Origin of the sequence: Acinetobacter sichuanensis (genome assembly GCF_003024515.2) — a bacterium.
GTDB lineage: Bacteria > Pseudomonadota > Gammaproteobacteria > Pseudomonadales > Moraxellaceae > Acinetobacter > Acinetobacter sichuanensis.
Map to the genome: position 1 here is coordinate 26,364 of NZ_PYIX02000023.1, position 15,293 is coordinate 41,656.

General features: G+C 37.9%; 12 protein-coding genes. 2 read left to right on the forward strand and 10 right to left on the reverse strand.

What is annotated here, in order from left to right; translation table 11 throughout:
* Window positions 1–22: 22 nt before the first annotated feature.
* The 7 genes from yddG to C9E89_RS13485 form a co-directional block, all read right to left on the reverse strand.
* Window positions 23–910, reverse strand: coding sequence for an aromatic amino acid DMT transporter YddG (gene yddG / locus C9E89_RS13455; protein ID WP_107008856.1), 888 nt, complete (start codon window positions 908–910; stop codon window positions 23–25).
* 270 nt (window positions 911–1,180) lie between these two features.
* Window positions 1,181–2,353 carry a hypothetical protein gene (locus C9E89_RS13460; protein WP_107008857.1) on the reverse strand — a complete coding sequence of 391 codons (1,173 nt, stop codon included), beginning with the start codon at window positions 2,351–2,353 and terminating at the stop codon, window positions 1,181–1,183.
* A 133-nt stretch (window positions 2,354–2,486) separates the two neighbouring features.
* Complete coding sequence (locus C9E89_RS13465; protein ID WP_107008858.1) at window positions 2,487–4,193, reverse strand: electron transfer flavoprotein-ubiquinone oxidoreductase; 1,707 nt, start codon at window positions 4,191–4,193, stop codon at window positions 2,487–2,489.
* 196 nt (window positions 4,194–4,389) lie between these two features.
* Window positions 4,390–5,796, reverse strand: a complete 1,407-nt coding sequence (locus C9E89_RS13470; RefSeq protein WP_107008859.1) for an FAD-binding oxidoreductase — start codon at window positions 5,794–5,796, stop codon at window positions 4,390–4,392.
* A gap of 126 nt (window positions 5,797–5,922) precedes the next feature.
* The gene (locus tag C9E89_RS13475; RefSeq protein WP_107008860.1) at window positions 5,923–7,374 is read right to left on the reverse strand and encodes an aldehyde dehydrogenase family protein; all 1,452 of its coding nucleotides are present in this window, start codon (window positions 7,372–7,374) and stop codon (window positions 5,923–5,925) included.
* Window positions 7,362–8,345, reverse strand: a complete 984-nt coding sequence (locus C9E89_RS13480) for an NAD(P)-dependent oxidoreductase (protein WP_107008861.1) — start codon at window positions 8,343–8,345, stop codon at window positions 7,362–7,364. Before C9E89_RS13480 ends, C9E89_RS13475 begins: the two co-directional genes overlap by 13 nt.
* Window positions 8,346–8,386: 41 nt before the next feature.
* Complete coding sequence (locus tag C9E89_RS13485; protein WP_107008862.1) at window positions 8,387–9,775, reverse strand: NAD(P)/FAD-dependent oxidoreductase; 1,389 nt, start codon at window positions 9,773–9,775, stop codon at window positions 8,387–8,389.
* A gap of 356 nt (window positions 9,776–10,131) precedes the next feature.
* Here C9E89_RS13485 and C9E89_RS13490 point away from each other — a divergent pair, with 356 nt between their 5' ends.
* Both C9E89_RS13490 and C9E89_RS13495 read left to right on the forward strand, forming a co-directional pair.
* Window positions 10,132–11,187 carry a proline racemase family protein gene (locus tag C9E89_RS13490; RefSeq protein ID WP_107008863.1) on the forward strand — a complete coding sequence of 352 codons (1,056 nt, stop codon included), beginning with the start codon at window positions 10,132–10,134 and terminating at the stop codon, window positions 11,185–11,187.
* A gap of 161 nt (window positions 11,188–11,348) precedes the next feature.
* Entirely contained in the window at window positions 11,349–12,422 is a 1,074-nt protein-coding gene (locus C9E89_RS13495; RefSeq protein ID WP_107008864.1) for a GlxA family transcriptional regulator, read from the forward strand.
* 461 nt (window positions 12,423–12,883) lie between these two features.
* On the opposite strand, the gene C9E89_RS13500 is transcribed toward C9E89_RS13495, so the two are convergent.
* From C9E89_RS13500 to C9E89_RS13510, 3 genes are all read right to left on the reverse strand, one after another.
* Window positions 12,884–13,234 (reverse strand): RidA family protein, encoded by a 351-nt coding sequence (locus C9E89_RS13500; protein ID WP_171405133.1) that lies wholly within the window; start codon window positions 13,232–13,234, stop codon window positions 12,884–12,886.
* A gap of 10 nt (window positions 13,235–13,244) precedes the next feature.
* A complete protein-coding gene (locus tag C9E89_RS13505) occupies window positions 13,245–13,595 on the reverse strand; it encodes a cupin domain-containing protein (RefSeq protein ID WP_107008866.1) in 351 nt (116 codons plus the stop codon).
* Window positions 13,596–13,882: 287 nt separating this feature from the next.
* On the reverse strand, window positions 13,883–15,220 hold the full coding sequence (locus C9E89_RS13510) for an MFS transporter (RefSeq protein WP_107008867.1): 1,338 nt from the start codon (window positions 15,218–15,220) through the stop codon (window positions 13,883–13,885).
* Window positions 15,221–15,293: the final 73 nt, after the last annotated feature.

Here is a 15,293-nt window from a genome sequence, read left to right on the forward strand (position 1 = left end):
TCGTATAGCACAATATTGAATTTTAACGTTTCTGACGTGTTGCAAGCCAACATAAAACTGAACCAATACATACCATAGCCGCTCCCTGCCAAAATGATATAGAAAGTGGTGTATGTAAAACGATTGCTGCCAAAGCTGCTGAAAATACAGGGATAAAGTATGACGCACCTGCCAAAATAGTGACATTGCCATGCAAAATACCCACATTCCATGCGGCATAGCCAAAACCCATTGCCGCTGCAGCAAGTACAAGGTAGATCACTGCGTGAATATCGAACACCATTGGCGCACCGCCAATCACTAGATATTTCACCCATAACACCAGTGCTGTGAGTATAAAAAAGAGTGTTACGCCATTTTTTCCGTTCGCTATTCTTGCTGTTACAGTACAGTAAGCCGCCCAAATCAATGCACCAGTAAAAGCCAGTCCATAACTCAAAGGATTATCTTTTACATTTTTAAGCATATTTGTTACATCAAAGCCTTGCTCACTTCCAAGTACCCAACAGATTCCCAAAATAGCGATTACGAATCCGGGGATCACCAACCAGTTAGATTTTTGATGATTAAATAAAATCGCTGCGACCATTGTTAAAGCAGGCCATAAATAATTCACCATACCCACTTCAATAGCCTGCCGATTAGTATTTGAATAACCAATAGATAAGGCAAGACATAATTCATAAGACACAAATAATAAGCTTCCCCAAATTAAATAGCGCTTTGGGAATTCGCTAATTTTTGGAAATCCAATGCTGATCAGGAGAAATATGGAAGCAACGCTGTACATCATGGCAGCACCACCTGTTGCCCCCAAGCTCTCGCTCACACTACGAATGAGCCCAACAATAGAACTCCATAGTAAAACAGCGATGAGTCCTATTAATGTTGCATTTCTCTTGCTTATCATATCTTTAAATCACTTTTCAAATTGAAAGTCGTTCTATTGAACAACTAAAACCAAATCTATATTTCTAACTTGCTTACCTAATAAACTTCATCTGATTTAAAACAATGCGGAGTAAACTGCCTTCTTCTGCATAAATTACAACTGTTTGGATGTCTATTTCCGTAGTCCTATACACATGAATCTAATTCCTATTTTGAATACTTTAAGTGGCATCCAAATACTCTTGAAAGCTTATGAATAGAAGTAGATTGATCAGTTAAGATGCGAAATCTAGAAGTTATAAATGAGCATCACATTTAAGAGTTTATTCCACTTGCCATCATCACCCACTGCAAGCGAGTCGCCTGTCCCACCCACAAATGGATCATTTTTACTCATTAAGTATTCGGTATATAACGAAATATTTTTGTAGCCCCATCCCACACCTACAATGTTGCGCTGTGAGTCATCAAAATTTTGCTCTTTCTTATTGAAACCACTCAATACAACATAAGGTGTGACATTGAGTGCATCTCGTACATTCTTAAAGGTGTAACTTGTATCTACTGTGTAGAGATAACCCTTGTTGGCAATATCGTATTCACTATCAAACGAACCCAAAGTAGAGCTTGCTGGACTTAGAGTATCTTTGTTGCGAATTGACTGTCTGCCACCTGTAAGCACCACATTCAGATTTTTATAATGAATACGGTTAAACACCGCCCATGTGTTTCGATTTCCATCAGCAGATGTTTTTTTATTTTCAATCTCTGAATACCAATAACTTCCCCCTATAGATACTTTTAAATCATCAGTGCTTAAGAACTTCAGATCCTGATCAACACGTGCCATCCACATGTTTTTTTCATTTAGATTGGTTTTAAGTGGATCGGATGACGTCACAACATTTGCTGTATATCGTGCTGAATCTTTGCTTGTTCCGTGATAATTGCCCCCATCAGTTGCGAAATAAGCTAAATCTACTTGGGTCGCAGTTGGCATTTCAAAGTGATAGTTCATGCCTAGATCTAAAACATCTTGTAAACCCATAGTATTGTTAATACCAGCATAGAAACTGCTATCCCAATAACGCGCTGGTCCAAAAGGAATTGCTTGTAAACCAACTGTAATATGGTCAGTCGCATTTAAACGATAGCCAGCATAGGCTTGTACTAGAGTTGAGAAATCACAAAATTTATCGTATTGATAGCAGCGGTATTGAAATTGACCAAACCAGTCTGGTGACTCATAAGCCACATTTAAAATGGCAGCATCGAACTTAATTTTTTGATCAGAAGCAGATTCTCCATAATCCTTATCCTGATAGTTAGCGCGCAAAGCTCCCGAAACAGTCATTGCGCCCAGTTCAGTTTCTGGGTCACCAAATGTTATACCAGCAAAAACAGGAACTGAAATAGCTACCGTAAAAAAACCAATAGCTATATTTACATATACTTTTTTCATTGTGTCATCCATGTTCAGAAATAAAATTTTCCTTTGTTCAGCGCTTTTTCCCGTAAACCTCATGTATTTTTAATCCTAGCCCTCTTAAGGACTAGGATTACCTAAAAAATTAAAATGAAGAGCAGATATAACTCTACATATTTGGGTAATTAGGACCACCACCGCCTTCAGGCGCTACCCATGTGATGTTCTGTGATGGGTCTTTAATGTCACAGGTCTTACAGTGGACACAGTTGGCTGCATTAATCTGGAAATGTTGAGAACCATCATCATTTTGCATAATCTCGTAAACACCGGCAGGGCAATAGCGCTGTGCAGGTTCATCCCATCTTGGTAAGTTCACATCCACTGGAATTGAAGGGTCAGTCATCTTTAAGTGTGCTGGCTGATTTTCCTCATGAACCGTATTCGATACAAATGACAAACGATCAAATGTAACCTTGCCATCTGGTTTGGGGTAATTTGGCTTGAAGCTTGTTGCCTCAACAGTTTTTAATACAGCAAAGTCTTGCTTTAAGTCATGTAAAGTAAATGGAACAATAAAAATATTCTGGTCGATAAAATTAAATGCACCGCCCATCCATTGACCAAATTTATGCATGGCAGGACCAAAGTTACGAGCTTTATAAAGTTCTTCTTTTAACCAACTGTTGTTGAATTTTTCTGTATACGCAGTCAATTCTTTTGTAAATAAATCTTCGCCTTCGGTAACACGTGCTATCGTAAGACTCCCCCCTTTTTCTACACCAATAGCAATTGCTTCAAATACAGCTTCACCACAGAGCATGCCTGACTTCATTGCAGTATGAGAACCTTTGATTTTTGCAAAGTTTAAGAAACCTGCATCATCACCAATCAAACAACCACCTGGGAAAGTTAGTTTAGGTAGAGAGTTTAAACCACCTTTCACAACTGCACGTGCCCCATAAGAAATACGTTGACCATTTTCTAAATACTGTTTAATCAGTGGATGAGTTTTCCAGCGCTGCATTTCCATAAATGGATACATATGTGGATTCTCATAAGATAAATCTACGATCAGCCCCAAAGTGACTTGGTTATTTTCAGCATGATATAACCACCAACCACCTGAAGAGGCTGTTTCAGTTAAAGGCCAACCCGTACCATGCATAACTAACCCTAGTTTATGTTTTGCAGGATCAATTTCCCAAAGTTCTTTAATCCCGATGCCGTAGTGCTGAGGATCGGCATCTTTATCGAGGTTATATTTAGCAACTAGGCGTTTACTTAAGTGACCACGGCAACCTTCAGCAAAGAGAGTATATTTAGCGTGAAGATCATAGCCTGACGTGAAGTTATGTGTTTGTTCACCATTTTTACCAATACCCATATCGCCTGTTTGAATACCCTTAACTGAACCATCGGCATGGTAAAGCACTTCAGATGCAGTAAAACCAGGAAAAATCAAAACGTCGAGCTCTTCTGCTTTTTGACCTAACCAACGGACTAAATTACCTAATGAGATTACATAGTTACCATTGTTGTGCATGGTTTTTGGCACCATCCAATGGGGTACTTCTTTAGATGTCACTTCAGAAAGAAGATAGAACGTTTTATCTTCTGTTACTGGAATGTTCAGAGGTGCACCTTCATCTTTCCAATTTGGGAAAAGTTCGTTGAGCGCACGTGGCTCAAGCACTGCACCAGACAAAATATGTGCCCCTACTTCAGAGCCTTTTTCAACTACACAGACAGAAAGGTCTGAAAGGTTGTTTTCAATAGCCAATTGACGAATCTTAATCGCAGCAGATAAACCTGCAGGTCCTGCACCTACGATAACAACATCAAATTCCATCGATTCACGCTCGATGTGTTCCATAGAATCTCCAGCCAATCGGCTTAAAAAATCTTATTATTCTCAATCAAATTAATGATATTTAATATTTTTATCTAGTTTCACACTAAATTAAAGGTGTAAGAAATCTTTGGTTTTTATAAAAAGCCAACTTTTCACTAGATAAAATTTAAGTCACAAAAAAGTTTGAAGATGTTTAAACTAACTTTGAACTTTCCTATCAGAAATCTAATAGTTTCCCAGGATTCATAATTAAGTTAGGATCAAATACCTTCTTAAGTGCTTTCATATATTCAATTTCTTGCTCACTTCGACTAAATTCAAGATAAGGTTTCTTTGTCATACCCACCCCATGTTCAGCAGAAATAGAACCATCAAATTTATTCACTACTTCAAAGACATATGAGTTGACTATTTCACATTTTGCAAAGAAATCTTGATTGCTTAAATTTTCTGGCTTTAAAATATTTAAATGAAGATTGCCATCACCAATATGACCAAACCAGCATGTTTCAAAATCTGGATAATTTTCTGCTACGATAGAATCAATTTCAGCAATAAAATCTGGTACATAGCTAATTAAAACAGAAATATCATTTTTATAAGGTGTGAATGCCGAGATAGATTCAGAAATATCTTCTCTTAAACGCCATAGACTTTGGGCTTGTTCTAAAGATTGACTCATCACACCATCTAAAACCCATCCCTGTTCCATACAATGCTCAAAAATTTGCATAGCTTTATCAACTAGAGGCTCATATGGAGCTTCAAACTCTAATAGCACATAGAAAGGACAAGAAGTTTCAAATGGGCGCGCTACTAGTCCATGATCTAATACTTTCTGCATCGCCAAATCATTAAAAAACTCAAAGGCTGTTAAATCTATTTCATTCCTAAAAGCATGCATAATAGGCATGACTGATTCAAAATCAGGAACTGCAAGTACAAATACTTGTAAATCTTGTGGTTGGCGATCAAGGCGAATCTCCACTTCCGTTACAATGCCGAGAGTTCCTTCACCGCCGATAAATAAATGATGTAAAGCATAGCCTGTAGCATTTTTTATCATGCCTTTATTTAGACGAAGAATGTCACCTTTGCCACTAACCACGGTCAGACCTAATATCCAATTACGTGTCATACCATATTTAATAACTTTGATACCACCTGCATTGGTTGCAATATTTCCCCCCAGTTGACTTGAACCTGCTGAAGCAAAATCTACTGGGTAATACAAACCCTGCTCTTGTGCATAATCTTGCAACTGTTGTGTCACTACACCAGCTTGAATGCGCACCATTCGATCAGCTGGGAAAAAGTCTAAAACCTGATTCATTTTATCTAGACTGATAACTATTTCACCATGATAAGCAACTGCACCGCCCGATAATCCAGTCCGACCACCAGATGGTGTTATCGCAACTCCATGATAATTAGCAAGCTTTACAATAGCCTGCACCTGTTCTGTTGATGAAGGGAATACTATCACTGATGCATGTGGGGAAAAATATTTGGTATGATCTTTCCCCCAATTTTCTAGACTATCCACATCCGTTTTTATACGATTTTCACCTACAATATTTTTTAATGCATCAAGTACATCTGGAGATAATAAAAAGCTATTCATCCTAAATTGCCTCTGAGCTAGTCATGGTATTCATTCGAATCCAACACTAAGCTGAAAATTTATTCATGGTGACTTCTTATTCAGAGCTCAAAAGGAGTTGAATAAGAAGTCGTCTCGTTCACTGTTCTATGCAAGTTGATAGGTTGTTTTAACCTTGGTAAAAAATTGTCTTGCATAAGTCCCCTGTTCACGAGATCCTAAACTTGAACTTTTATTTCCACCAAAAGCAACATGGTAATCTACACCTGCTGTCGCTAAATTAACCATGACCATACCTGCAGATGAACGACGTTTAAAATCCTCAGCATATTTCAATGAAGTGGTCACGATACCTGCCGACAAACCAAAGGCTGTGTCTTCTGCTGCTGCAAAAGCATCTTCATAATTCTCAACTTTCAACACACATAAGACTGGACCAAAAATCTCTTCACGGTAAATGCGCATTTCTGAAGTCACGTCGGTAAATATGGCTGGAGTAAAGTAAAAACCGCCTTGTTCACTTTGAAGATGTTCACCACCACAAAGTAAGGTGGCACCTTCATCTAATCCTGTTTGTACATAAGACAGGTTTTGTTTAAGCTGTTTAGAATCAACCACAGGACCAATATCAGTATCATGATTTGCAGCATCGCCAATCTTTAATGAACGTGTCTTTTCTTCTAAACGTTTAATGAATGATTCATAAATTCCCGCTGTAACAATTACACGTGAACTCGCTGTACAACGTTGACCCGTTGAGAAAAAAGAACCTTGTAAGGCAACATCTATTGCCGTTTCCAAATCTGCATCATCCAAGACAACTAAAGGATTTTTCCCCCCCATTTCAAGCTGCACACGGACCAAACGCGAAGCTGCAATTTCAGCGACTTGCCTTCCTGTACCCTCAGAACCCGTAAAAGTAATCGCATTGATATCTGGCGAACGAATAATGGTATCGCCTACTTTACGACCTGGACCAATCAGCATATTAAATACACCAGCAGGTAAACCAGAACGAGAAATAATTTCAGCTAAAGCCCAAGCAGATGATGGTACAAGCTCTGCAGGCTTGAACACGACTGTATTACCAAAACATAATGCAGGTGCTATTTTCCATGCAGGAATCGCTATAGGAAAATTCCATGGACTGATAATTCCCACAACACCAACAGCTTGGGTATAAACATCAATACCAACCTGATCACGTACTGAATTATATTTTTCACCCACAGCACGTAATGCTTCTTGTGCGTAAAATTTAAAAGAACGCCCTGCTCGATCAACTTCACCTAATGCTTCTTTAAAGATTTTGCCCTCTTCCAAAGACAGCAATTTAGCCAATTCTTCTCGACGCTGCAAAATTTCAGTACCAATACGATCAAGAATATCCGCCCGTAATTGAGGATTACTGTTCGCCCAATCTTGACTTGCTGCCTTTGCCGCAGCAATTGCTTGTTGGGTTAGGGCTTCATCTGCACGAGCAAAACGATCGACAATTTCACTTGGATTAGACGGATTAATATTTTCTAGAATATCTTCTGTACCTTGGCAAACAATGAATTTGCCATTTACATAACTGGTTTTCATTACGCTTGACATAATTCTTCCTTCTTAACGATAGAGACAGGTGTTTTACCTTGGGCAAAATCAATAATATTTTGAACAGTACGATTAATAAGTGTTTGCATGGCATTTTCGCTGCTCCATGCCACATGTGGATTTAAAATAAAGTTTGGATAATCAATAATTTGAAATAAAGGATCATGAGGCTGAATTGGTTCTTCTACTGAACCGTCAAGTGCAGCACCCCCAATTTGTTTATTCTGAATTGCTTTAATCAATGCTGGTTCATTCACAATGCCACCACGAGCAGCATTAATTAAAATTGCATCTTCCTTCATTAGGGAAATTTCAGCAGAACCAATCATATCTTTCGTTTCTTTCGTCAGTGGGCAACATAAAGACACCACATCACTTTCGGATAAAATCTCTTCAAAACTGAAGAATTCATCTCCTTGGTATTTGCCATTTCGATCAAAGAAACGGACTTTCATTCCTACAGCTGTCGCTAGCTCAGCTAATCGCTTAGCAATAGCACCATATCCAAAAATGCCTAGAACTTGACCACGCACATCTCGAATACGATAATCAAAATAAATATTCTGTGGCTCAGCTTTACCTTTAGATACCTGCCTTAACAGTTGATGATAACTTGAAGTCTGACGCATTAAAGTAAAAATCATCGCCATAATATGCTCAGCTACTGTATTCTGAGCATAGGCTGGAACGTTAGTGACAACGATGCCATGTTTATGACAATAATCCAGATCAACACCATCCGTTCCAGTAAGTGCTAAAGAAATCATTTTTAAATTCGGCAATTGTGATAAATGTTCTTTACGTAATGGGACACTACATGTCATCACAATCGTGGCATCTTTTAGACGATCAACGATCTGTTCAGGGTTTGTATAAGGGTAACTTACCCAAGTATGTGGAAATGGAAACTCTGGTAATTTAACCGTCGGACCAATACCTTCATTATCCAAAAAAATAATATGATGTTTCATTTCTTTCATCCATTCCTGATGTATTTATTCATTACCAATTCTTACTTTTTCTTAGGTGCATAACCTGCTGGTGCCAAACTGACTAAAAAGTTAGTGATTGGACCCGCATCACGATCTTGATCTTCTAATGTTTCTTTTCTAACTAAAGCATCACGCACCCAATGTGCTCCGATGTAACAAAATGGTTCAGGTGGTAATAACTTCATCTTCTGTTCAACTAGACCACAGTTTGCCCATTCATCATTAGCATCTTCTACTAATGATTTAATGATACGACTAGCAAACACAGTTGTACCTACACCATTTCCAGAGAAACCAATACCAAAAATAATATTTTTATGACCACCCAAATAACCAAAGTTAGGTAAACCCTTCATTGCACGATCAAGTGGACCAGTCCAACTGCTGACCACAGGGATATCTTCTAGTTCTGGATAGAATGAACGCATCTCTGACTCAACACCTGCCGCAGCTGGTGATGGTTTTTCATATAAGTCGCCAATTTTTCCGCCATAAGCAAATTCACCTAAGGGCTTCCCGAAAACAATCCTACCTTGTGGAGTATTTCTCCAATAATTCAAAATAGTACGTGAGTCCATAACACATTCCCCACCACTAAAACCTAGCTCATCCAAGCGTTCTTTAGCAGGTGCAGTTGCTACCATGTCACTCGACATCACCATAATCATGCGACGTAACTCAGGGAATTGTGCACCCCATGCATTCATTGCAATAACAACCTTATTGGCTTCAACTGTACCTTTTTCGGTATGTACAACTGGGCGATTACTACGCTCCAATCGTGTCATTGGAGTTTTTTCATAAATAATAATACCTAACTCAACTGCTACACGGCGTAAACCACGTGCTAAAAAAGCTGGTTGAATCGTTGCTGCATTTGCATCAAATACACCGCCTAACATCCGTTTTGAACCTGAACGGTGCTGTGCTTCTTCCTTAGAAATTACTTCAAATGGATTAACATTATATTTATCCAGTTCTCTGGTTAAACCAAGCCATGAATCCATTTGGTGTTTATTACTAGCAGTCCATAACAAACCATCTTTACGGAATTGAGCATCGATATTATGTTCACGACAAAACTCACCCATCTCATCAATAGCAGATTCGGCAGCTTCACAAATACGACGTGCTTCTTTCTCACCACAAATTTCAACTAAAGATAAGTATTTTGGCCACCAATTATTAACAAAACCGCCATTACGTCCACTTGCACCTGAACCACAACGATCTTTTTCAACAACCACAATCTTCATATTAGGATGTGCTTTCTTTAGTCGAATTGCTGACCATAATCCTAAATAGCCTCCACCAATAATACAAACATCGGCTTTAACGTTTCCTTGTAAGGTCGGAGAAAGTGCACTTTCACGATCTAACGCCTCTGCATACCAAAATCCACGGTACATAACTCGCCTCATTAAAAAATTTGTTTTGCTGTATAAGATTTTCGACATGAGATGGTTTATGCGATATCAAGAAAATGACAATAATTAGGAAGTGTTGGCAAACCTATTTTTTATATTATTGAGCGGTCTATTCAGCTTGATACCATTTATTCCTTGAGTTAAACGCTAATGGTTACCCTGCAATAAATAAAAAGAACAAAATGGCTTAAATCTCCTAAAAAAAGACCGAATGTCACTATTATATAAATCAACAAAAGGCATATTCTTGGCAACATTAAAGGAATTGTAACTTTTCGAGTTGTGAAAATTACCTGCAAGATCATCAAAACGCTCGGACATATTCAAAGGAAGATAAAATGGCATTTAAAAGAACTTTCCATGCTGTAGATACTCACGCTGGTGAACCAATGCGTGTTGTCACTGGTGGTGTTCCTCATATTCCGGGTAATACCGTTTATGAAAAAATGTGCTGGCTAAGAGATAATGATGACCAGTTCCGTAAATTGATGTTGCGAGAACCACGCGGTTATCCTCCTCTATGTTGTAATGTCATTGTCCCACCTTGCCATCCTGATGCGGATGCTGGCTATATTATTATGGAACAGGTGGAATACCCTGTTATGTCTGGAGGCAACACTATTTCAGTGGCTACAGTACTACTTGAAATGGGAATGTTACCTATGAAAGAACCTGTAACTGAATTAATTCTTGAAGCACCAGCAGGTTTAATCAAAATCAAAGCTGAATGTAAAGATGGTAAAGTTAAGAATGTTACATTCAAAAATGTTCCTGCATTTGCGGCATATCTTGATGCAGAAATCGATGTTCCCAATTTAGGTAAAGTTACTGTCGATGTTGGTTGGGGTGGCATGTTCTATGTTATTGCTGATGTGCGCCAGTTCCCACATATTCAATTAACCCCTGAACATGGTGCTGAAATTGCGCGTATTTCTGCGATGATTCGCCAAGCAGCAATCGAACAACTTCCTGTTTCACATCCTGATTATCCTGGTGTTGGTATTACGATTTCACAGCTTTCTGGGCCTACTGATAGCCCAGATGCTGACTGGAAAAATGCCGTAACCGTAGCTTCTGGTGACTTAAAGTGGAATGATCCTCAAACATGGACAGGTGCAATTGATCGATGTCCATGTGGGACAGGAACTTGTGCAAAAATGGCAATTTTACATGCGAAGGGTCAGCTTAAACTTAATGAAGATTTTCGCCACCAAGGAATTCTTGGCAATGTATTTACGGGACGTCTAGTCGAGGAAACCATGGTTGGTGATAAAAAAGCTGTTGTGCCTACAATTACAGGCACAAGTTGGATTTATGGTTTAAACACTTACGTATTAGATCCAGATGATCCATTTACAGAAGGATTTACTGTAGGTGACATTTGGGCTGAATAAGACCTAAAATTTATAAGAAGAGACCGAAGTAAACTTCGATCTCTTAATTTATCTACTTAAAACAAATATTTAAAAAATAAATGCGATGAATTTCCCTTCATTTTTATAATAAATAAATATATAATAAAACAGACAGCTTTAAACTGTAACACACTGCTCTTATGGAACTTGACGGTGAAAATATGCAAAATGTATCTGCTCATGCTTATGAAGAAATTGTAGATCTTACAGAAGCATTTTCTGCAATTAATCCAGATATGCGAGTTGCATTTATTCTAATGAACAAATTCACTTTAGCGCCAGTTACTGGACTAGTAGAATCATTACGATTTGCAGCAGATCAGTCTTTTCGTAGCCTACAAATTTATTGTAAATGGGACTGGATGACCTTCAACAATATTCCAGTCGTTGCAAGTTGTGGTCTTACTATACAACCCACAACTGACTTTAACTTAGAAAATTTAAAGAAAAATTATGATTATATTGTTCTTGCAGGTGGTTTATTAAGTGAAACCCGAGAACCACCACAAGGTTTATTAAATACACTTCAAAAAATCCATAAAGCTAAAATTCCTATTATTGCCTTATGTTCTGCAAGCTTTGTTTTAGGGAAAGCAGGCATTCTGGATCAACATAAATGTGCAATTCATTTTACGATTAGAGATGAATTTGTTCAGAGATTTCCAAAAGTCATTGCGGTGATAGATAAAACATATGTTGAAGATCGTGGGATTTTTACTTGCCCTGGTGGCACAGCCATTGATTTGGCAGCCAATTTAATTAGACAACATTGTGGTGATGTTCGTGCACAAAAAGGATTGGAATATCTTTTAATCAATGGAGAAAAGCCCCCAAAAACTCAAGAAAATCCTGATATTGATAAACCAGATACATACGAAAATATAACTGTTACTCGTGCTATCACTTTTATGAGTAAAAATTTAAGTGCTCATGTTACATTAAAAGAAGTAGCGGAACATGCTCAAACTAGTCCACGACAACTGCATCGTGTATTTGTAGCAAATGCAAATGAATCACCTGCTAGCTATTGGCGACGTTTAAGGCTTGAACACGCACGAAAATTATTAGCAAATACCAGTGCTTATGTAACCACTATTGCCATTGAATGTGGCTTTTCTGATGCTTCACATTTTATTTACTGGTTTAAGAAACAATATGGTGAAACGCCTTTTTCTTATAGAAAACGACGTCATGAAGTTGAACGTTTAAATTAATTTTCCACAAAAGGTTATCATATGGATTAGGTCCTTTTTGACATCATTCCTACGTTGATGAAACTTTCATTGATTTTTTCAAACATCAGTAGCGCTGCTCGCAAGTTACATTCTCACATTGATACTTGAACATTGTTTTTAATGCTGAGAATCATGTATTCAAAAATAGATTTTACCATTTTAGTTTTTATGAGTTTCTTAATACTGTGAGATTACCTACGACAATCAGTGCATTTTCTTTCACAAGCATGATAATTGTATTATATACATGATATTTAATATAATTTTAAATATAAATGCGTAATACTTGTAACAGCCAAGCCATCATAGATCTTTAGACTGGTATATACCCTATGAAATTATGGTTGAGTTTTTAACTATTACTCTTGTTAGTTAAACCCTATTTTTAAAAATAGTACTTTTCTCAAAAAAGAGAAAAGTACTATTCAAATATATAAATATTACAACATTCCTGTTGCCTGAATTTCTATTAAATATTTAGGACTGGCAAGTTGTGAGCCTACACAAGCTCGCGCTGGTTTATCGATTTCATTTACCCATGCATCATATACTCTATTCATTTCTTCAAAATCAGCCATATTTGCAAGCCAAATTTGAATTCGAGTAATTTGATTAAGATTTGCACCTACATCAAGCATTAATTGTTCAAGTTGATCTAGCACACAACGGGTTTGTTCAGTAATCCCTTGGTCCGTACACTTAGCCACTAATCCAGCTGTTTCTATATATTGGTCACTGACAACAATCTGACTAGCACGAGCTGTACTACGAAATCTTTTAATATTTGTCATTATTTACTCCTTAAAAAATGCAATATGTTTTTCTAAAGTCTTCTTTAATGTCCCACATACCTTCACAATTTGCTGGGAATAAAACAGCATCTCCAGCATGCAGCTCTACAGGATCCCCTCCCTCTGGAGTAAAAATACACCAACCTTTTACAACATGGCTAAACTCACGGTTTGCAATATGGCGTTTGAACTTACCTGGTGAGCTCTCCCACACACCAATACTTGCAGCAATACTTTCAGAAGTTTGATCTTGTGCAGTGCTTTGTTGAGCAATTAACTCACCTACTGGAAGTTTTGCTGGTACAGATGTTCCTAGTACATCACTTTCAGCTTGGCGTACAACAACGAGTTGATTTTTCATAATGATCTCTCTATAAAGTCCTTTGACTGATTTAAATCTAAAGCATCTACGTCTGGTGCTAATGCCCATGCAGACTATGAACCAACCAAACAAATCACAGCCGCAATAATCATAGTCACCCCCATTTCAACAGCTGAAACTCTTATTTAAGTTGGGAAAATTTCAGCCTTCTCTCAAGCAAAATTCACCTTATTCAATTTTTAGAAACAAAGATCTCTTACTAGCTTCTCCTAAAAGAAACCTTTTTGTTTTCTTAGATTTAAATAAGATGATTTAGATTAAATAATTTAATTTTTACTTAGAGACGCTGCTTGATGTAAATCTACCCCATCAATATCAGGTGCCCATGCTTGAGTCACCCATAAACCGACTAAACTAATAGCAGCTGCAATCAACATTGTTGTGCCAATACCCCAGTGTGCGAGAGCTAAAGGCACAAAATAAGTACCTGCAGCTGCACCTATACGTGATAATGATGTACCTAACCCAACGGCGGTAGCTCGAACTTCTGTAGGAAATAACTCATTTGGATATACATATTGCATAACTTGAGCACCACCAATAAATAATGCGTAACCCCCAAACAAAATAAGAATCACTACAGAGGATGCGCTAGGGAAAAGACCTAGTAAAAGCAACATTAAGCCAGACCAAAAGAAACTATGTGACAACATTCTCTTGCGACCTACAGTATTAATTGTCAATGTAGCAACGGCACAGCCAACACAGAATAAAATGGTAATTGCAACCGCACCCCATTTTGCCATTTCACCTGTTAAATTAAGTGCTAACATAACTTTAGGAGCAAACGCATAGATTGCGAATAAAGGGATGATAGAACACGTCCAGAACAACCCCACAAATAATGTCCGCTTCCCATAACCAGAATGGAATAAAGATGTGATAGAGACCTTATTCTTTTCATCAACTTGTTGTTCTGGTAAATCATTTACCGAATATTCATTTCCATAAATCTTTTTGATAATTTTATCTGCCTCTTCTGTACGCCCTTGGCTAATCAACCAACGTGCAGACTCAGGTGTACCTAGGCGTCCAACCAAAAATAAAATGCCAGGGATAAGAGCACTTACTAGTACCCAACGCCATGCGTCTGGTCCAATAACTGATAAAATCAATTCACCAATAATATAAGCTGCTGCTGTCCCTAAAAACCATGCTGTTACTAAAGCAGAAAGGCGAGGACCACGGTTTTTACGTGGTAAAAACTCTGCTAGCAAAGATGTAGCAATAGGACAATCTGCTCCTACCGCCGCACCAATAAGGAAGCGCAACACCACTAACATCAGTGCTGTTTCTACCCAGAATTGAGCAACGGACAAACCAACAATAATCACTAGGTTTAAAATATAAAGTAACTTGCGACCAATTTTATCTGTCAGCCAACCGCCAAGAAAACCACCAAAGAAAATACCCACAAGCGCTGATGCTGCAACTAAACCTTCCCAAAACAAAGTAAGATGTAAAGCAGAGGAAATCTGAAGCATCACGACACCAATAATACTCAAAACGTAGCCATCTAAAAATGGACCACCTGCTGAATAAATGGTGAGCTTTTTATGAAATTTATTTAAAGGAACTTCCTCTAAAGGTATCTTATTACGCATATAAACTCCTTTACCTACAAAGTATTAAACTGTTATCTATCCCTTAACAGCTTTTCCAAAATAATATTTTGAG

What these genes read in the sequence shown, in the direction of transcription:
- yddG (WP_107008856.1), bottom strand. Translation starts at nt 910, where the DNA reads ATGATAAGCAAGAGAAATGCAACATTAATAGGACTCATCGCTGTTTTA.
- C9E89_RS13485 (WP_107008862.1), bottom strand. Translation starts at nt 9,775, where the DNA reads ATGTACCGTGGATTTTGGTATGCAGAGGCGTTAGATCGTGAAAGTGCA.
- C9E89_RS13500 (WP_171405133.1), bottom strand. Translation starts at nt 13,234, where the DNA reads ATGACAAATATTAAAAGATTTCGTAGTACAGCTCGTGCTAGTCAGATT.
- C9E89_RS13460 (WP_107008857.1), bottom strand. Translation starts at nt 2,353, where the DNA reads ATGAAAAAAGTATATGTAAATATAGCTATTGGTTTTTTTACGGTAGCT.
- C9E89_RS13510 (WP_107008867.1), bottom strand. Translation starts at nt 15,220, where the DNA reads ATGCGTAATAAGATACCTTTAGAGGAAGTTCCTTTAAATAAATTTCAT.
- C9E89_RS13465 (WP_107008858.1), bottom strand. Translation starts at nt 4,193, where the DNA reads ATGGAACACATCGAGCGTGAATCGATGGAATTTGATGTTGTTATCGTA.
- C9E89_RS13470 (WP_107008859.1), bottom strand. Translation starts at nt 5,796, where the DNA reads ATGAATAGCTTTTTATTATCTCCAGATGTACTTGATGCATTAAAAAAT.
- C9E89_RS13505 (WP_107008866.1), bottom strand. Translation starts at nt 13,595, where the DNA reads ATGAAAAATCAACTCGTTGTTGTACGCCAAGCTGAAAGTGATGTACTA.
- C9E89_RS13475 (WP_107008860.1), bottom strand. Translation starts at nt 7,374, where the DNA reads ATGTCAAGCGTAATGAAAACCAGTTATGTAAATGGCAAATTCATTGTT.
- C9E89_RS13495 (WP_107008864.1), top strand. Translation starts at nt 11,349, where the DNA reads ATGGAACTTGACGGTGAAAATATGCAAAATGTATCTGCTCATGCTTAT.
- C9E89_RS13480 (WP_107008861.1), bottom strand. Translation starts at nt 8,345, where the DNA reads ATGAAACATCATATTATTTTTTTGGATAATGAAGGTATTGGTCCGACG.
- C9E89_RS13490 (WP_107008863.1), top strand. Translation starts at nt 10,132, where the DNA reads ATGGCATTTAAAAGAACTTTCCATGCTGTAGATACTCACGCTGGTGAA.